Origin of the sequence: Segatella copri DSM 18205 (assembly GCF_025151535.1) — a bacterium.
Lineage (GTDB): Bacteria > Bacteroidota > Bacteroidia > Bacteroidales > Bacteroidaceae > Prevotella > Prevotella copri.
The window spans coordinates 3,190,001-3,209,426 of record NZ_CP102288.1 but is presented as its reverse complement, the minus strand read 5'-3'; the positions used below and the strand labels follow the sequence as shown (position 1 = coordinate 3,209,426).

At 44.4% G+C, this 19,426-nt stretch carries 14 protein-coding genes and 1 pseudogene (1 of these 15 only partly in view); 6 read left to right on the top strand and 9 right to left on the bottom strand.

All coding sequences use genetic code 11. The features are described from left to right. The first annotated feature begins 169 nt into the window (after positions 1–169). The 4 genes from NQ544_RS13400 (at position 170) to NQ544_RS13385 (ending at position 4,281) form a co-directional block, all read left to right on the top strand. Positions 170–1,162 (top strand): malate dehydrogenase, encoded by a 993-nt coding sequence (locus NQ544_RS13400; RefSeq protein ID WP_006848854.1) that lies wholly within the window; start codon positions 170–172, stop codon positions 1,160–1,162. 220 nt (positions 1,163–1,382) lie between these two features. Next, a complete protein-coding gene (locus NQ544_RS13395) occupies positions 1,383–2,237 on the top strand; it encodes a DUF3737 family protein (RefSeq protein ID WP_006848855.1) in 855 nt (284 codons plus the stop codon). 263 nt (positions 2,238–2,500) lie between these two features. After that, on the top strand, positions 2,501–3,703 hold the full coding sequence (locus NQ544_RS13390) for a MalY/PatB family protein (protein WP_006848856.1): 1,203 nt from the start codon (positions 2,501–2,503) through the stop codon (positions 3,701–3,703). Positions 3,704–3,756: 53 nt separating this feature from the next. Further along, complete coding sequence (locus tag NQ544_RS13385) at positions 3,757–4,281, top strand: nitroreductase family protein (protein ID WP_153085988.1); 525 nt, start codon at positions 3,757–3,759, stop codon at positions 4,279–4,281. Positions 4,282–4,382: 101 nt separating this feature from the next. Here NQ544_RS13385 and NQ544_RS13380 read toward each other — a convergent pair whose 3' ends face one another. Together NQ544_RS13380 and gltX are read right to left on the bottom strand one after the other, a co-directional pair. Beyond that, on the bottom strand, positions 4,383–5,642 hold the full coding sequence (locus NQ544_RS13380) for a 3-deoxy-D-manno-octulosonic acid transferase (protein WP_040553634.1): 1,260 nt from the start codon (positions 5,640–5,642) through the stop codon (positions 4,383–4,385). A 104-nt stretch (positions 5,643–5,746) separates the two neighbouring features. Next, the gene (gene gltX, locus NQ544_RS13375) at positions 5,747–7,264 is read right to left on the bottom strand and encodes a glutamate--tRNA ligase (protein WP_006848859.1); all 1,518 of its coding nucleotides are present in this window, start codon (positions 7,262–7,264) and stop codon (positions 5,747–5,749) included. 118 nt (positions 7,265–7,382) lie between these two features. Between gltX and NQ544_RS13370 the strand changes: the two genes are divergently transcribed. Then, complete coding sequence (locus NQ544_RS13370; RefSeq protein WP_006848860.1) at positions 7,383–9,482, top strand: HD family phosphohydrolase; 2,100 nt, start codon at positions 7,383–7,385, stop codon at positions 9,480–9,482. A 189-nt stretch (positions 9,483–9,671) separates the two neighbouring features. Continuing rightward, the gene (locus tag NQ544_RS13365; protein WP_006848861.1) at positions 9,672–11,282 is read left to right on the top strand and encodes an OmpP1/FadL family transporter; all 1,611 of its coding nucleotides are present in this window, start codon (positions 9,672–9,674) and stop codon (positions 11,280–11,282) included. 125 nt (positions 11,283–11,407) lie between these two features. Here NQ544_RS13365 and priA read toward each other — a convergent pair whose 3' ends face one another. The 7 genes and pseudogenes from priA to NQ544_RS13330 form a co-directional block, all read right to left on the bottom strand. Next, positions 11,408–13,678, bottom strand: a complete 2,271-nt coding sequence (gene priA / locus NQ544_RS13360) for a replication restart helicase PriA (protein ID WP_006848862.1) — start codon at positions 13,676–13,678, stop codon at positions 11,408–11,410. A gap of 171 nt (positions 13,679–13,849) precedes the next feature. Further along, on the bottom strand, positions 13,850–14,464 hold the full coding sequence (locus tag NQ544_RS13355) for a porin family protein (protein WP_006848863.1): 615 nt from the start codon (positions 14,462–14,464) through the stop codon (positions 13,850–13,852). A 28-nt stretch (positions 14,465–14,492) separates the two neighbouring features. Then, on the bottom strand, positions 14,493–15,551 hold the full coding sequence (gene porN / locus NQ544_RS13350; RefSeq protein ID WP_040553606.1) for a type IX secretion system ring subunit PorN/GldN: 1,059 nt from the start codon (positions 15,549–15,551) through the stop codon (positions 14,493–14,495). A 113-nt stretch (positions 15,552–15,664) separates the two neighbouring features. Next, a pseudogene (porM, locus tag NQ544_RS13345) lies at positions 15,665–16,537 on the bottom strand (type IX secretion system motor protein PorM/GldM); the annotation flags it as partial. A gap of 252 nt (positions 16,538–16,789) precedes the next feature. Continuing rightward, positions 16,790–17,521: a type IX secretion system motor protein PorL/GldL gene (gene porL, locus NQ544_RS13340; protein ID WP_006848866.1), complete on the bottom strand. Its 732-nt coding sequence runs from the start codon at positions 17,519–17,521 to the stop codon at positions 16,790–16,792. 5 nt (positions 17,522–17,526) lie between these two features. After that, entirely contained in the window at positions 17,527–18,987 is a 1,461-nt protein-coding gene (porK, locus tag NQ544_RS13335; RefSeq protein WP_006848867.1) for a T9SS ring complex lipoprotein PorK/GldK, read from the bottom strand. Positions 18,988–19,025: 38 nt separating this feature from the next. Beyond that, a protein-coding gene (locus tag NQ544_RS13330) for a PorP/SprF family type IX secretion system membrane protein (protein WP_006848868.1) crosses the window boundary here: on the bottom strand, positions 19,026–19,426 show its 3' portion. It continues 562 nt past the right edge of the window; the window shows 401 of its 963 coding nt (coding positions 563–963); its start codon lies beyond the right edge, outside the window — the gene reads right to left on this strand; the stop codon is at positions 19,026–19,028.

Below are 19,426 nucleotides of genomic sequence, written 5' to 3'. Positions count from 1 at the left end.
TAAGAATTAACAACAAATTTAAGCGCAAAAACATGCTCGATTTACATTACTTTTTATTAATTTTGCGGTCGGAAAGTAAAAAGAAGGAGTTTTACAAACTTTATTCCAGATACATTCCGCTATTTTTCAGGAGAAAAAGATTATAAACATTTAAATAAGAATTGTAGTTATGAATTTTTTAACAAATGACAAACTCGTTATCGTCGGTGCAGGCGGTATGATCGGTTCTAACATGGTACAGAGCGCTTTGATGCTCGGTCTTACTCCAAACATCTGTCTTTATGATATCTTCGAGCCAGGTGTACATGGTGTTTTCGATGAGATTCAGCAGTGCGCATTCCCAGGTGTTAACGTAACTTATACTGTTAACCCAGAGGAGGCTTTCACTGGTGCTAAATATATTATTTCTTCTGGTGGTGCTCCTCGTAAGGAGGGTATGACTCGTGAGGATCTTCTTAAGGGTAACTGCAAGATTGCTGCAGAATTTGGTGACAACATCAAGAAGTACTGCCCAGAGGTTGAGCACGTAGTTGTTATCTTCAACCCAGCTGACGTTACAGCTCTTACAGCACTTATCCACTCAGGTTTGAAGCCAAACCAGTTGACATCACTCGCAGCTCTCGATTCTACTCGTCTGCAGCAGGCTTTGGCCCTCGAGTTCGGTGTACAGCAGGATAAGGTTACTGGCGCTCACACTTATGGTGGTCACGGCGAGCAGATGGCTGTATTTGCTTCTCAGGTTAAGGTTGACGGCAAGCCATTGGCAGAGATGGGTCTTTCTGACGAGCGTTGGGAGGAGATCAAGCACCACACAGTACAGGGTGGTTCTAACATCATCAAGCTCCGTGGCCGTTCTTCATTCCAGAGCCCAGCTTACAACGCAGTTAAGATGATCGAGGCTGCTATGGGTGGTGAGAAGTTCACTTTGCCAGCAGGTTGCTATGTAAACTGCGACAAGTGCGGTTTCAAGAACGTAATGATGGCTATGCCTACTACTATCGACAAGACTGGTGTTCACTTCACAGAGCCTACAGGTACTGAGGAAGAGCTCGCTAGCCTCCAGAAGTCTTACGAGCACCTTTGCAAGATGCGCGATGAGATCGTAGAGCTCGGCATCGTTCCTCCAGTAGCTGAGTGGAAAGAGATGAACCCTAACTTGTAATTCTCCGCTTCGGATTTTTAGAAGTTAACTCGATAAGGGCTGAATCGTGAAAATGCTTCATGATTCAGCCTTTTTTCATTTATTTTTCCCCTATAGCGACCATTTATCCCCAAATACGCCATATCGTTACATTTTTCTGTAAATCAGGTTATACGAGTTTGGTATTATTTTTGTAATTTTGCACACAGAAATAACAAATAAAAAAGGATAATAGAAAATTATGGAATTGATAAAGAACAAATCATTCGGGGGCGAGCGCCCTCTTTTCGGTGCCCACGATGTGCGTTTAGAAGATATTACGATTACAGATGGCGAATCGGGCATCAAGTGCTGCCAAAACATAGAATGCCACCATTCCAAGTTTTATGGCAAATACCCTTGGTGGCATGTGGACGGATCCCTTATCACAGACTGCTACTTCGCCCCAGAAAGCCGTTCTGCCATCTGGTATAGTGATAATATGGTGATGAAAGACTGCACCATCGATGGGCCTAAGTTCTTCCGCGAAATGAAGAATCTGGATTTGGAGAACGTAAACATCACAGATGCTGATGAGACTTTTTGGAAGGTAGATGGCTTGAAACTGAAGAACGTAAAACTCCACGATGGAACTTATCCATTCATGTTTTCCAAGAACATCTATGTAGACGGACTTGAGAGCGACTCTAAATATGTATTCCAATACTGCCGAAATGTGGAGATTCACAACGCAAAGATTACAACTAAGGACAGTTTCTGGGAATGCGAGAATGTAACCGTCTATGATTCGGAACTGAATGGTGAGTATCTGGCCTGGCACAGCAAGAACATCAAGTTCGTACGTTGCCACATCAGCGGCGAGCAGCCTCTCTGCTACATGGACCATGTAACTCTGGAGGATTGCACCTTTGATAAGGAATGCGACCGTGCCTTCGAGGATTGCACCAACATCGATGCACAGATTAAGGGAAGTATCACCAATATCAAGAACCCTATCTCCGGAAGAATCGAGGCAAACGAAGTGGGAAGCGTAACATATACTGAGTTTGCCAAAGCGCCAAAGGGTGCATGTAAAATCACAGATAAATCGAAATAGTTTAAGAGGTAATTACAGAAATGACAACAATCAAGTAAATTACTTATTGTTCCCATAACTAATTATTCTTACACTTAACTGAAATCTCCGTTCATAGACACTGAACGGCCGTTCAAAAGCTTTGAATGTACGTTCAATGTCTTTGAACGGAGATTCAAAGTCTATGAACGAAGATCTCAATTAGGAGAAAAAGAGAATCATCCTATATAAATAAGAGATTTATCCTATATAGATAGAAGAAACAACATAGATAGAAAACAAATATGAAATACAATTTTGATGAAATCATCGAACGTCGTGGAACCAACTCATACAAATGGGATCTGGTGAAGGAAGACGGCGTTATTCCGATGTGGGTAGCAGATATGGACTTCCAGACTGCTCCCTGCATCATCGAAGCTCTGCAGAAGCGCGTAGCTCATGGCATCTTCGGCTATACCCTCGTACCTGATTCTTATTACGAGGCTATCATCAGCTGGTTTTCCCGCCGCCACCAGTGGAAGATAGAGAAAGACTGGATTCTCTATACTTCAGGCGTTGTACCAGCCATTTCCTGCTGTCTGAAAGCCATCTGCATGCCTGGCGAAAAGGTATTGGTACAGACACCTGTCTACAACTGCTTCTTCTCCTGCATTACAAACAGCGGCTGCGAAGTAGTAGAAAACGAACTGAAACGTGTGGGCAACTGCACTTATGAGATTGATTTCGAAGACTTCGAGCGCAAATGTGCCGATGAGAAGACCACAGCCTTCATCCTCTGCAATCCTCACAATCCAGCCGGAAGAGTGTGGAAGAAAGAGGAACTTGAGCGAATGAACGACATCTGTCTCAAGCACGGGGTAAAGGTCATCGCAGATGAAATTCATTGCGAGCTCATCATGCCAGGCTATCAGTATACTCCATTTGCCGGCATCAGCGAAGCTTGCCGTGACAACTGCGTAGTATTGAATTCACCATCAAAGTCATTCAATATTGCAGGCCTTCAGATAGCCAACATAATCTGTCCGGATGCAACATTGCGCCGCCGCATCAACCGTGCCGTCAACATCAACGAGGTTTGTGACGTAAACCCATTCGGCGTTATCGCTCTCCAGGCAGCTTACAATGAGGGAGAAGAATGGTTGGATGAATTGAACCAATATCTCTACGAGAACTATCAGGCAGTAAAGGAATTCTTCAATACCGAATTGCCACAAGTTCGCGTTACCCGCCTTGAAGGCACCTACCTGGTATGGCTCGATATCCTGCCATTCGAACTGTCAAGCGACGAGGCTTATGAAAAGCTGATGAACGATGGTAAGGTATTCGTCAACAGTGGTACGATGTATGGCAGAAAGGCTGGTCAGGGCTACCTACGCCTCAACATCGCCTGTCCTCGCAAGACCCTGATGCAGGGTCTGATTCGCATTGCTCGGGTTCTCAGCCAGTATATGGATGAAGAGGATTTAAGCGGATGCCCTGCATAAAAGAGCGAAGAAAGAGAAAAGATTTCTAAATAAAATGTTTAAAACAAGATAAGATGGAAAATGAAGTTTTGAAAGCCATTAAGGAGAGAAGAAGCATTCGTCGCTTCAAGGCAGATCAGATTACCGACGAAGAGTTGAAGACGGTATTGGAAGCCGGCACATGGGCAGCAACAGGTCATGGAACCCAGGAGCCTTTCATCATTGCCGTTCAGAATCCTGAGATTTGCGCCCAGCTTCGCAAGATGAACGCAGAAATCATGGGTGTAGAAAGCGATCCTTACTATGGAGCGCCAACCATCGTTATCGTTCTGGCACCAGAAAGCAACGTTAACGGTGTGAAAGATGGCAGCCTTATCTTAGGCAATATGATGCTTGCTGCCCACTCTATCGGCCTTGCATCTTGCTGGATTAACCGTGAAGACGGCATGTTTGCATCAGAAGAAGGCAAGAAGTTGATGAAAGACTGGAATCTTCCAGAAGGTTTGATGGGAGTAGGAGCCTTAGCCTTGGGTTATGCTTCTTCGCATCCTCATACCGTAAAACCAAGAAAAGAGGATTACTACCGCATTATCAAATAAAGGCAGGATGCCTGGTTTACGGCACATACATTTACAAGAAAAGGTCTCATGAAGAAAAACATTCATGAGACCTTTTCTTGTATATGTATATAATGAAGCTATTACAACTTTACACTTGCCAAGACCTTATCAGTAGCTCCAGCCAAATGAGCCACGTAGGTGCCAGCCTTATCGCCAGCCTGTTTCAGGAAGGTCTCATCATTCATCAGAGAACTCATCAAACCTGAGAAATCTTCATAGGTATTGATTTCAAAACCTCCACCCGACTTCAGCAAGCCCTGAGCCTCCTGAAACTTTTTGTTGTTCGGACCAAAGATAACCGGCATATTCCATACGGCAGCCTCCAAGGTATTATGAATACCTACACCAAAGCCACCACCGATATAAGCCACATCACCATAGTTGTACATACTGCTCAACAATCCGAAACAATCGATGATCAAGACATCAGCCTCCGCAGCTTCTTCAGGAGTTGTTTGCGTATAGCGCACCACCTTCTTGCCCTTTATCAGAGAAAGAATCAACTTCAGATGCTCTTCAGCGATGACATGAGGAGCAATCAGCAGGCGCCAATCCTTGTGCTCATTAAAGAAAGGTATAAAGATATTCTCATCTGGTGGCCAAGAGCTACCGGCAACAAATACCTTGAAATCATGATGAGGTACATCCGCAGACTGAGATGAAGCTACTCCTGTTCTGAAAGCCTCGCAAATCGGCAAGTGCTTGGCAGCCTCCTTTATCTGGAGAACACGGTCGAAACGGGTATCTCCTACCACATCCACAGCCGTGATGCCGATACCTTCGAGCAATCGCTTACTCTCCTCGTTCTGCACGAAGAAACGGGTAAAGCACTTCAGCACTCCAGCATAGCTTCTGCCGTACCATTTGAAGAACACCTGATCCTCGCGGAAGATACTGCTCACGCTATAAGTAGGAATGTTGCGATGCTTCAGAATATGAAGGAAATTAGACCAGAACTCATACTTGATGAAGAAAGCCATCACAGGACGTACCAGTCTAAGGAAACGGATGGCGTTCAACCTAGTATCCACCGGCATATAACAGATGATGTCAGCTCCCTCATAGTTCTTGCGCACCTCATAACCTGAAGGAGAATAGAAGGTAAGCAGAATCTTATACTGAGGATAGTCCTTGCGGATACGTTCCATCAAAGGTCGTCCCTGTTCAAACTCACCGAGCGATGCAGCATGAAACCAAATGTACTTAGCGTTAGGATCCACCTTCTGCTTCAATATTTTGAAAGCCTCACGCTCACCACGCCACATCTTGCGCACCTTTTCATTAAACAGACTTGCAATGGCTATGCCCCAAAGGACGAAATATATTACGATATTATAGATCATGATATTTCTTTATATTGGTTACTATCTATAAATACGTGAACTCTCTGAATAGCCTCCAGCAATATTCTGCAGAAAGCCATTCAGAGAGAAATTATTGTGAATTAACCCAAAACTTCGATTGCCTTGCGAAGACGGCGCAGAGTTTCCTCCTTGCCAAGGAAGGCTGAGATATCGAACATACCCGGGCCCTTACCCTCACCTACGAGAGTCAGACGGAAGGCGTTCATCACATCACCCAGCTTATAGCCCTTATCCTCTACCCATTTCATCACGACAGGTTCCTGACCTTCGATAGAGAAATCCTCAATACCTTCAAGCACATCAGCAAGTTCTGTCATCTGCTGTGCAGAATATTCCTTCCAGCGCTTCTTGGCTGTCTTAGCATCATACTCTGTAGGAGCAATGAAGAAGAAAGAACACAATGGCCACAGTTCATAGACAAAGTTCACACGATCCTTCATCATGTGTACCACCTGCTTTACGCGGTCCAGAGGTTCCTCTACACCATTGTTGGCAACAATAGGGGCAAAGAGGTTAGCTATTTCATCATCGCTCTTCATGAGAATGTATTCGTGGTTGAACCAGATTCCCTTCTTGAAGTCGAACTTGGCACCAGCCTTAGAGCAACGTGAAATATCAAAAGCCTTCACCAGTTCATCAAGAGAGAAGATTTCCTGTTCTGTACCAGGATTCCAGCCGAGGAGCGCCAGGAAGTTGACTACAGCCTCTGGGAAGTAGCCACTCTCACGATAACCGGAAGAAACCTCGCCAGTCTTAGGATCATGCCACTCCAACGGGAATACCGGGAAACCGAGGCGGTCGCCATCACGCTTACTCAGCTTACCTTTACCTTCAGGCTTAAGAAGCAAAGGAAGATGCGCAAAACGAGGCATGGTATCTTCCCAACCGAAAGCCTTATAAAGAAGTACGTGCAAAGGCGCACTAGGCAACCACTCCTCACCACGGATTACATGAGAGATTTCCATCAGGTGGTCGTCTACGATATTTGCCAGGTGATAAGTTGGCAATTCATCAGCACTCTTATAAAGTACCTTATCATCCAGGATATCACTCATTACCTTCACATCACCACGAATCATATCGTTCACGTGAATTTCCTGTCCCGGTTCAATCTTGAAACGTACAGTATACTGTTTTCCGTCAGCAATCAGTTTATCAACCTCTTCCTTAGAAAGAGTCAGAGAGTTGCGCATCTGCATACGAGTATGAGCATCATACTGGAAATTCTGGATTTCGGCACGTTTCGCTTCCAACTCCTCAGGAGTATCAAAAGCAATATACGCCTTATCATTATCCAGGAGCTGCTGAACATACTGCTTATAGATATCACGACGTTCACTCTGGCGATAAGGTCCATGCTCTCCACCGAAACTTACACCCTCGTCAAACTGGATACCCAGCCACTTGAAAGATTCCAGGATATATTCTTCGGCTCCAGGCACGAAACGATGAGAATCTGTATCCTCAATACGGAACACCAGCTCACCTCCATGTTGGCGAGCAAACAAATAATTATACAGAGCGGTACGAACACCGCCAATGTGCAATGCACCCGTTGGACTAGGGGCAAAACGCACCCTTACTTTTCTATCTGCCATGTCTTTTTATAGCTATTTTCAAATTTTTCTGCAAATTTACATCTTTTTTTGCGATTTTAGCCGTTTTTTTTCGTATTTTCGCACTGTAAAACGAAATAAGTAAGAAAAAAGTAGGAAAATGAGCATATTTAACAACCCAGAAGAGAACTATTGGCGCAATTTCGCCACAAAAACGGTTTTGATATTAATTACCGTTGCTATCATTGTTTGGTTCCTTCCTCGCAACGAAGGAAGGATGTTCCGGTACGATGTTGGAAAGCCATGGATGTATGGTTCCGTCATCGCAAAATTTGACTTTCCGATCTATAAGACCGATGAAGCCATCAAGCGTGAACAGGATTCGCTGATGAAGCAATTCCAACCTTATTATTCTGTCAATGAATCCATCGGCAGCGAACAGGTGAGCCGTTTCCTGCACGACTTCAGCCAAGGTGTACCAGGTTTGCCAAAAGAATATGTGGGACTCATAGCCCACCAGCTTCAGCGCCTTTATCAGACCGGCATCATCGCTACCACGGAATATAATCGTATCTACAAAGATTCTACCAGTATGATACGAATAATCAACGGAAAGAATGTGAAGAGCGTACCTATCGGTTCGTTCTACTCTACTATTGCCGCTTACGAACGCATCTTCTACGATGAGAAACTGGCAACCCAGCGACAGCTTTTATCCCGTTGCAACCTTAACAATTATGTTGAAGCTAACGTCATATATGATAAGGAAAGAAGCGAGGCCGAGAAAGCCGACATGATGAGCAGCATTCCACTGGCAAGCGGAATGGTGATGAGCGGACAGAAGATTGTGGATCGTGGCGAAGTGATTACGAACAACACCTATCGGGTGCTCAATTCATTCGATAAGGAGATGAAGCGCCGCAGTTCTACCCAGGAAGAGCTGACAACCACTATCATCGGACAGGTACTGTTTATCTTCATTCTTGTCATGCTGTTTACCTCTTATCTCTCACTTTTCAGAAAAGACTATTTTGATAAGCCGCGCAGCATTACCATGCTTTATGCGATGATTACGCTGTTCCCAATCTTTGTGTCACTCATGATGAAACACAATTTCTTCAGTGTCTATATCATCCCATTTGCCATGGCGCCTATCTTCGTACGTGTGTTTATGGACTCGCGTACAGCCTTTATCAGCCACGTTACGATGATTCTCATTTGTGCAGCAGCAGTAAAGTACCAATACGAGTTTATCATCGTACAGCTGGTAGCTGGTCTTGTTGCTATTTACAGTTTGCGTGAACTCAGCAAGCGCTCACAGATATTCATCACAGCCCTGTTGGTAACTATAGCCAGCGGTGTAGTATATCTTGCCCTTCAGCTGATGCAGGACAACCAGGTGTTCAACGTAGATGCCAGCATGTATACCTACTTTACCGTAAACGGCATCTTCCTGCTACTCTCTTATCCGCTCATGTACATTATAGAAAAGATGTTTGGATTTACATCTAATGTTACACTTTTCGAGTTGTCAAATACCAACAAGGGATTACTTCGCAACCTGAGTGAGATTGCTCCAGGCACCTTCCAGCATTCTATCACCGTAGGTAACCTGGCAGCAGAGATTGCCAACCGCATCAGAGCCAACAGTCTTCTGGTACGTACCGGAGCACTCTATCATGATATCGGTAAGATGACTAACCCTGTTTTCTTCACAGAGAATCAGGCGGGCGTTAATCCTCACGACCAGTTAAGCGACCTTGAGAGTGCACAGATTATCATAAGCCATGTTTCAGAAGGTCTGAAGATGGCAGAGAAGGTGGGTCTGCCAGGCATCATAAAGGATTTCATCACTACTCATCACGGAACGGGCATCACCAAGTATTTCTATATTAATTACTGTAATGCTCACCCTACAGAGGTGATTGACAAGTCACAGTTCCAATATCCTGGTCCGAACCCATTTACCCGCGAACAGGCCATCCTGATGATGGCAGATACGGTTGAAGCGGCTTCGCGCTCTCTGAACGAATATACTGAAGAAAGCATCAGTAACCTCGTCAATAAACTCATCGACGAACAGGTGGCAGATGGTTTCTTCAAGGAGTGCCCTATCACGTTCCGAGACATCGCTCTCGCTAAGCAGGTACTCATCGAACGACTCAAGGCTATTTACCATACTCGCATTTCATATCCTCACTTAAACGTAAAACAGAATGCCGGCAAAAAGACGAGTCAGGAGTCTAAAGAACAAGAGTAAAGATACACTACGTGAAGTTCTTATGCCGTAAAGCGTAACCAATAATAGTCCTTTTTCTTGCACAGTTTTTAAAATCTGTGCAAGAGAAAGGGCTTTTTGCGTTAATATGCTTTAAATATTTAATAAAATCAATAGCGAAATAGAACATTATAATTACCTTTGCGGACGTTTTTATTTAATATTATTAAGATGAAGAAACTAAAATTAGTTAGTTTAGCCATTGCGATGGCTTGTGCAACCCCATCTTTTGCAGGCGGTTTGCTCACCAACACCAATCAACATGTAGCATTCAACAGAATGATGAGCCGTGAGGCTTCAATTGGTATCGACGGCGTTTATTACAATCCAGCCGGAGTTGTATTCATGGATGAAGGTCACCATCTCGCCATCAACTGGCAGTTGGCTTACCAGACACGTAGCATAGAAAATGATTATGCTCTGTTCACACACAATGTGAACAATTCGATTACTCCTCGTACATTCAAGGGTGAGGCTTTTGCGCCTGTCATCCCTTCATTCCAGTATGCTTATAATAAAGGTAGATGGTCACTTCAGGCTAGCTTCGCCCTCACAGGTGGCGGCGGCAAGTGTACCTTCGATAATGGTCTGGGCTCTTTCGAAAAGATCGTAGCTGAGACAGCAATGGCTGCTTGCGGTTTGGCAAGAACTGTTGACAACGTATTGGGCAATACACTTGGACAGCCAGGAATGCAAATGTTTACAACCGACCAAGCTTTCGGTCAGAGAGGCGAATATAGTTACAATAGCTATATGCATGGACGTCAGTACTATTACGGTCTCTCTGTAGGTGCTGCATACAAATTCAGCGACAATTTCAGCGCATTTGCAGGCGTACGTGGTGTCTATGCATCAACAAACTACTATGGATATGTTGAAAACATCAAGGTAGGCAACATGCCTCTGTACAAGGTTCTCGACCCTAACAAGGAAAATGCAGCCAACATTGAATTGAGCTGTGACCAGAGCGGCATCGGCTTTACTCCTATCATCGGTGTAGACTTCAAGACAGGCAAGTGGAACTTCTCTGCAAAATATGAGTTCAAGACTCGCATACGTTTGAAGAACAAGGCTGTAAATCAGGCTCCTAGTATCAGTGCTCTCCCAGACAACTTGTCCAGACAGATGGTTGGAACATTGACTCAGGTGTTCACAAATAAGGGTATGACTCCAGAGAATGCTCAAGCTGTAGCAGCAAATACTACTCAAGCTGTTTTGACTAACGATGATGTAGTAAAGACAATGGCTGGCTTGAAGACCGAGTTCGACGCCAAGCTCGAAAAGGCTATCGGCGAATACGAAGATGGCAAGAAGATTGCTGGTGATATGCCTGCTTATCTGGCACTCGGTGTTGGCTATAGCCCTGTCGATGCAGTTAGAGTAAACGTAGGTTTCCATTGGTTCGATGACAAGCACGCTACATCTTACAACAACCGACAGGAAAAGTTGAAGCGCGGTACCTTGGAGTACAACGCAGGTGTTGAAGTGGATGTCAACAAGAAGATTACCTTGAGTACAGGTTGGCAGAATACCAACTATGGCTTAAGCGATGAATACATGGACGACAAATCATTCGTTGTCAGTTCAAACTCTGTAGCAGTCGGTGGTGTTTATCACATCAATAAGAAGATGGATTTGAACGTGGCTTACTTCCACACCTTCTATCAGCACAAGAAGACCTCTGAGAAGGTTCAGCTTTCTGCTGAAAAGAGCATCAACTACAGTTCAGACTACACACGTAACAACAACGTTTTCGCAGTAGGTCTTGACATCAACTTCTAAACATAACTACAATTATCATAATTAAAAGGCTACCCGTTCTTGCAACAAGTAACGGATAGCCTTTTTCATTTTATTTACCAATCTTATTTTCTTCTATTCTGCCAGAGAAAAGGATGGGCAGGAAACTACAATGGGTCTACATCATAATAAATCTGCAGAGCTCCATATCTCGGATCCTTTCCCATCTGTTGCTGGGCAAACTTCAGATATTCTCTCACCTTCTGCTGATCAATACCATTTTCCAGTTTGATAACAATCTTTCGGATGTTCATCGTCTTAACCCTTGCCACAGCAGGTTTATCGGGTCCCAACACACGCTCGCCAAACCAGCTTCTCAGCGTTTTGCTGAGCTCATGGCTAGCCTGTTCGCATACCTTATCATATTTATGTTTTACATACACATTAATCAGGTGGAAGAAAGGTGGATAATGAAAAGTTCTTCTCTCCTCCAGAATACCCTGATACAAACCTTCATAATCATTATGCACCACCTGTCCGATGACAGGCAAGTTAGGATTCTTGGTCTGTAGAATCACCAAGCCACGCTTACCTTTTCTTCCAGCTCTACCACTCACCTGTGCCATCATCATGAAAGCATGCTCGTAGGCGCGGAAATCGGGATAGTTGAGCATAGAATCAGCATTCAGGATGCCTACTACACTCACCTTATCGAAATCGAGACCCTTAGAAACCATTTGCGTGCCTATGAGAAGATTCGTTCTGCCTTCAGAGAAGTCTGCGATAAGACGTTCGTAGGCATTTCGTGTACGTGTTGTATCCAAATCCATTCTGGCAATCTTGGCTTCCGGAAAGATTTCCGCTATCTGGTCTTCTATCTTCTCGGTACCAAAACCACGTCCCATGATTTCCGTACTGCCACAGTTAGGACATTCCGTAGGAACCGGATAAGTGTAACCACAATAATGGCAAGTCAGCAAGTTAATGCTTTTGTGTAACGTAAGCGAGACATCACAGTTTTTACATTTCGGCACCCAACCACATACCTTACATTCAACCATCGGCGCAAAACCACGACGATTCTGAAAGAGGATTGCCTGTTGCCCATTCTTCAAAGCCTCTCTTACTGCAGCCAAAAGCTGTGGAGAGAAAGGACCGCTCATCATCTTACGGCGGCGCAAGTCTTTTACATCTACCACCTGAATTTCCGGCAACTGAATACCTTTGTATCTTGTTTTCAGTTCTACCAGTCCATACTTACCTTGCTGCGCATTATAATAACTCTCCATCGAAGGCGTAGCCGTACCCAATAAAGTCTTAGCCCCATACATCTTGGCAAGCACAATGGCAGCACTTCTGGCATGATAGCGCGGAGCGGGATCCTGTTGTTTAAAGGAAGTCTCGTGCTCTTCGTCTATGATGATAAGTCCCAAATTCTTAAAAGGCAGGAAGACTGCACTTCTTGCACCCAGGATTACATCATAGGGATGATCAGAGAGTTGTTTCTGCCAGATTTCTACACGCTCAGCATCACTATATTTAGAATGATAGATGCCCAGCCGGTCACCGAAAACTCTATGAAGGCGTTCCATGATTTGTACGGTCAGAGCGATTTCCGGCAGAAGATAGAGCACCTGCTTATGCTCCTCTATGGCTTTTCTGATAAGATGAATGTAGATTTCCGTCTTTCCGCTGGATGTCACACCATGAAGCAATACAACATCCTTTTTCATCATTTGCATCAGGATACCATTATAGGCATCTTGCTGAGCCAAGGAGAGAGGTTTAATCAAGTCAAGATGAGATTCTCCATTCGTATTCAATCGTCCTATTTCCAATTCATAAGTAAAGAGAATTCCCCTGTCGATAAGCGCCTTGACAACAGCAGCCGTACAATGGCTCTCGTTCATCAGTTCTTCCTTGGTCACTTTTTTTATGCCTTCCCTAGGCGTATCGCCATCAAGACTGTCCCAATGCGAGAGACTCAGAAAGGTGGTTAAAGTTTTGGCTTGCTTCAAGGCTCTCTGCACCAGGTTGAGCGCTACATGAAGTGCCTGCTCACTACGGTACGTACTGGCAAGTTCCACATAGAGTTCCATCTTGGGCTTGAATTTTTCTGTAGACTTCAGTCCACCGGGCATAGCAGCATTATAGACATCGCCTAACGGAGCCATATAATAATAGCCAATCCATTGCCACAATCTCATCTGCTGAGGCAACAGCGAAGGCGTATTGTCAAGTACCGCCTCGACTGGTTTGCAGGAGAATGCAGGCTTATCATCATGCAGCCGGGTAGCCATTGCGATATATTTCTTACTTTTACCAAGAGGAACCAGCAAGCGTACCCCAGGCACAACTTTCCCTTCCATCCCATCAGGGACAGAATAAGTAAAGGTTCCGTCGAGCGGAAGGGGTAATATCACATCTACATATTTCATATCTAATCTTCTTTAACCTTGAAATATCCATCATTCAGGCTTTCGACTTGCAAAGTTAGCAAAAAAAAAGCAGATACCCATCATCGGATACCTGCTTTTATATATTTTAAGATGTACTAGACGAGACCATACGATGTTCTCACCCATAATCTGTCCTGTTCTTTTACGAGATTAGAACCAATAACCCAAAGCAATCTGCCAACAGTTATTCTTACTGTTACCCTTCTCAATAACATTGCTGCTTACATCCTTCCAGGTTGCATCAGCAGTCTTACCGCAAGCGATGTTATAGTTTGCAGAGAGCTGGAGATGGCTCAGCAGGGTAACACCCAAACCTACGTTTACGCTGAAGTTAGATTTCTTCAAAGAATAAGAACTATTATCATTCCACTTGAAGTTCTTGTCACCAACATTGATACCCCACTGTGGACCAGCGAAGACGAAAACATTAGCCAAGCTGCTCAAGCCGAAGCCATAACGTACGTTTACAGGAATATTAAGAGATTTCTGAGTCATCGTTGTCTCTGCATCCTTTACAGACACCTTAGCTTCCTTCTGATCGTACAAGGCAGCAGCATCAAAACTCAAGCCAACAATAGGGATAGTAACCTTTACCATTGGACCAACAAAGAAACCTGTCTTGTTAGATGCATCGAATACATCGTTACTCAAAGACATGTTAGTAACATCCAAACCGCCCTTCAAACCAAACTTAATCTGGGCATTAGCATTTGTAGCAAACATCATGGCTGCTACAACCATTAATACTGATAAAACTTTCTTCATTCTATATTTACTTTAATTCTTATATAAACTAATGACGCTCTCTACGAACCGTTACCCTAGCTGAGCCACCAGAAGAAACATTGCTTCCTCCTGATCTGCGTTTTTTAACAGTAGAAGTCTTAGCTGGTTTAGATGCAGAACCACTTCTTCTGTTACGGCTTTTCTTCAGAGTCTTGGCATCCATATTCTTTTCTGCCTTGGCAATACTGTCAAGAGAATCCTTCCGAGCCTGATTACCCCAGATATTCTTCTCAAAGGCAGCCAACTCAGCTTCTATGCGTTTCTGTTCCTTCGCCATAGCTGTATCCGAAGGACAGTATTGTGCCAGGGTATTGCCCTGCATATTATTGGTCTTGTAGATTTTACCCTGATACAGATTCTTGGTAAAATAATCTTCTGCACTCATCACAGCAGCATTGTTCACATTACTGGTCATCAGCTGCTGCTTAGCCAGGAAAGGAGCCAGATCATCATACTTCACCCAGAAGAGCGGATACTTGTTTCCTACATCTCCAAAGTCATCATTACGGGTCATGATAGGGCACAAAGCCAATACCTTGGTATGGAAAGAAGCTGTTTTCTGGTCATAATAAGAAGTCTCCTTCACATAGTACGCCTTCACTTCTGCTGATGGAATATCGCTGTCATCAATATGCACCTTTCCATTATCAGTCTTCTCGTAGTAGATATGATAATTATCTACGAATGCTTTCGGAGTAAGACGGTTGGCGGCAGAAAAATCTTCATTACCATCCATACGATACTGATAAACAGGCACTCTACCCGTAAACATCAGTTTAAAGATATAGGTAAAGAGATTCATCTTACCATCTGTTGGCTCTACAGGATAATACAAGGCAGCATTGGCATCATCTGTGAGATTGAGTTCACGATAGATGTCTCTTCTCCAAACCACGTCCTCATCCATCGGGATGGCTGTAGGGAAATAAAGTTTGGCACGCAAGGTAATATTGTCAGCATTCGACTGTTGTGCCTTTTGCTGAGCCTGCTTTCTGCGAGCCGCTGGCTGTGCCATGATGCTCTGCACCATTCCCAAAAGCATGAATATGAATAATATCTTTTTCATTACATTGAACTTTGAACATTGAACTTTGAACTTTATGATAAGTAAAGCCGTTGAATTGGCTTTTCCTTCGGACGCCGAACGTTGTTTCTTCACTCTTCGTCTTCACTCTTCACTTACCTGACGATAACTTCCATTGCTGCCGGCAGATTTCGGGTAATTCCATCAGGACCTACAGCCTTGATATGCGAGATATAGAAGCGTCGGTTTCTTGACAGTTTTCTGAACTCTTCGCGCTGTCGTTCTGAGAAATTGGAACCCGCCGAAGCCAAAGGTATGGCATTTCCCATATTATCGAAGAATACGGTTTCGAAGCCCAGCACCTTAAACGGAATATCAAGGAGTCCGTCATCTATGGCTGCATGAATGCCTGGAGCACCCATCAGAGCACCTTTCGATAGAGCACCACCTCTAAATCTATCTGTACCCATCGCAATATAAGCTGTTGGGTCAGGAAGTTTTCTTACATGGAATACGAATGGAGGCAGACTTCTCACCTGTCCCTTATCGCGGGCTGTCACATGGATGGTAACATCCTTACCCACCGCTGAAGGTGTAGCCACGAAATGACCATTGCCCTTAGCCACGAAAGAACCGCCTGTCATGGTTGCAGAGATAGCATTTGCCGGAACACCAGGAACGCTGATGCTGATAGGATTGGCATAGCCTGCATAGAGCACATTCATCAGGTCTGCAGCAACGGTAGCTGTATTTGGAACAGGCAATACGGTGTATTTCTGAACGAAATTGCGTCGCATCATCTCGCCATTCTTGCCTTTCATCAGGATATAACCGCCAAACTGATGCTCACCTACGCCACCTGCCACAAAACTGTATCTGCCATTCTCGGCATTCAGCCTGCTACCATTCACATAGATTTCCGGGCGCTGTGTACTGTCTATTGCAGCCATCACCACATGCGAATTGAAACGTTCACCGGCATAGAGGGTTGTTTTCTCCGGAATAACGAATGCATCGAGTTCATTCACATTCAGTTCTACCAGATCTATATTTTTCTTCTCCTCATCCGATTTCTTCCCATCATCGGCAAGACTTTTCTTGATTTTCTCGACAACAGACTTGCCTTTGACACCGAATTCCTCATCTGTAGGAGTATTCAGCGCCAACATAGCCATCAGGATGACATACATCAGGTTAATCATCTTCTGGCGAGGCGAAACCGGTCTTTTCTTGATTGCCATGGATATAAATTTGCTTGATTCTATTTATTTTCTTCGTCTTTACTCTTCACTTGTTACATGAGGAGCCGCCACACGCATATTGATGGTCATGGCATCAATCATACGGGTATAAATTTTGTTCAACTGTTCTATCTGCTTTGCCATCATCTTGGTCTGCTCATTGATCTGGTCAATGGTACCAATCTGCTGGCTGGCACTTTTCAGCTGCATCTCGTATACCCTGCTGATACCTGTCAAGGTACGGTTCAGATTCTCCATCTCCTCGCTGTCACGAGTCAGTCGGCTACTCTGTTCGTTTACCTTACTCAAGGTTTCAACCAGGCTCTTCAACTGTTCTACGTAGCTGTTCTGAACTTCCACCACCTCAGGATTAAGTGGAGTCAGTTCTGGCGCAGCAGTCATTACAGGAGAGACAGGAGAAGCAACCTGAGGTTGAATGGTTTCAGAACGATTCTTGGCAGTCATCATTTCTTCAGCCGACACCTTTCCTTCCAAATACTCCTCTGTAGCATGGGTAGGCAAGTCTCTACCTTCGGCAGTCTTGTCGAAAGGACGGTCGAAAGCAGAAAGGAAGAACACGAGAATCTCGGTTCCCATACCTAAGAAAAGCATGAGATTGGCACCAGGAAGATGGGTCAACTTAAAGAGGGTACCAGCGATTACGATAGAGGCACCCCAGCTGTAAGCATAGTTAAGGAATGTCTGACCCGGCACACTATCCATCCACTTCTGCAAGCGGTATACGATATTGAATTTGCTATAATAGCTCATATTATTTATCTCCTATTCTTATTCTTCAATGGTTTCTGTTTTCCGCTTGCCGTAGTAGCAAGACTTCTCACGCAACGGAATCCGATGTATGAGCGAGGCTGATTCTGGTACTCGAAAGTGCGCCATGCCGAACGGATAAACGACTCAGGGTCTTTCCAGGAACCACCTCTTACACTCTTCTTCTTCAAACGGTAAGGATCTTCTATGGCAGCATTATACTGTAAAGTTGGGTTAAAATCGCTCATAGCGTCAACACCCGCCTCTGTATAAACGGTACTTGTCCACTCTGCCACATTACCAGCCATATCGAAAAGACCATTAGAATTTGGCGAATAGATAGCCACCTTGCTGGTTATCAGGTTGCCGTCTTTGGTATAGTTGCCCCTGTCTGGTTTGAAATTGGCATAAAAACAGCCATCCCCATTCTTCACATCCGCATTGTCCCAAGGAAATTCATTCTGGTTCTTGCCTCTTGCAGCATATTCCCATTCTGCCTCGGTTGGCAGACGGTAACGCTGCACATATCTTGCTTCAGGACCTAAGCCCTTCAACAGATAGTCTGTTCTCCAGGCGCAGAAGGCATTTGCCTGTTCCCAGGTAACACCGACTACCGGATAGTCATTATACGCAGGATTGCTGAAATAACTTCTCAGATAGGTTTCATTCTCTGCATTTCTGAAGTCGTTTACCCAACAGGTAGTGTCAGGATAAACATTCACGATATAGGTATTCAGGAAATCCCAAGGTCCTGAAAGCGGACGGTTGATAGTCTCACGCACCACTCTACCCTCATCATCGTAATAAGCGGTATCTTTCGAAATCATCACCACCTCGTCCGGATTTATCTTCACATCGGTGTTGAAGGTACGTTCCTGGGGATTCAGACGGAACTTACGCTGAGCCGCAGCTGTATAATCATAGATTTCGTATTTATAGTTGAGCTGGCGCCAGTCGATGAGTTTTTCTCCTGTAACCGGATTGGTTTCATACAAACTTTCAAAAGCTCTCTGCTCATCCTCATTAGGTTTCTTAGGAAGTGCTTTCTTCCAGTTTACATGAGGCGTAACCGGATTGCCATTCTTATCTTCAGTAATCATGTAAGTCTCGTCGCCTCCATAAGCAGGATCAGCCAGACGGGTACGAAGAATAGAATCGCGCACATAAGCCACAAACTGCTTATATTCAGAATTGGTGATTTCGGTATCATCCATCCAGAATCCATCCACCGACACATCCTTGCGTGGTGTTTTTATTCCCCAGAGTGAATCTTGGGTCTCCAATCCCATTTTCAGGAAGCCACGGTTTATCTTTACCATACCATAAGGGGCTGGCTCTACAAAGCTTCTACCGCTCACGCCAACCACCTCGCCACCTCTGCCTGCAACAGAAGCTTGCTTGGCACCGAAGCAGCCGCTCAAGGTGAGCAATATAGCGAATGCACTAAGGAGCAATATACTTTTCTTCATTGTTTTATGATTCTACTATGTTCTTATTTCTATTTACATTATAATATTCTGACGCTCTGATGACGGTTTCTGCCTTTCTTGGTCAGGTTGATATCGGTCTGATACCCTACAAAGAGTTCATGACTGCCATTTCCGGCACTGAGTTTAGAGGTGTATGCCTCGTAACTGTAACCAAGCACTACCCCATGGAAACTACCGCCTACCAGCACGGTTACCGATCTGTCCGGACTATAGGTTACTCCACCATACAACATCCGTTTTTCATATTGGTAAACCAATCTTCCTGTCAGGTCGCCTCGCCATGTGGTACCATCTGTTGTAACAAGAACAGACGGCTTTATTGTTAAGAACGGATTTCTCAGTCGAATATTGTATCCACCTGTCAAATAATATGTGGCATCTATTTTCAATTCGTTGGTCTCACCTAGATTTATCGTAG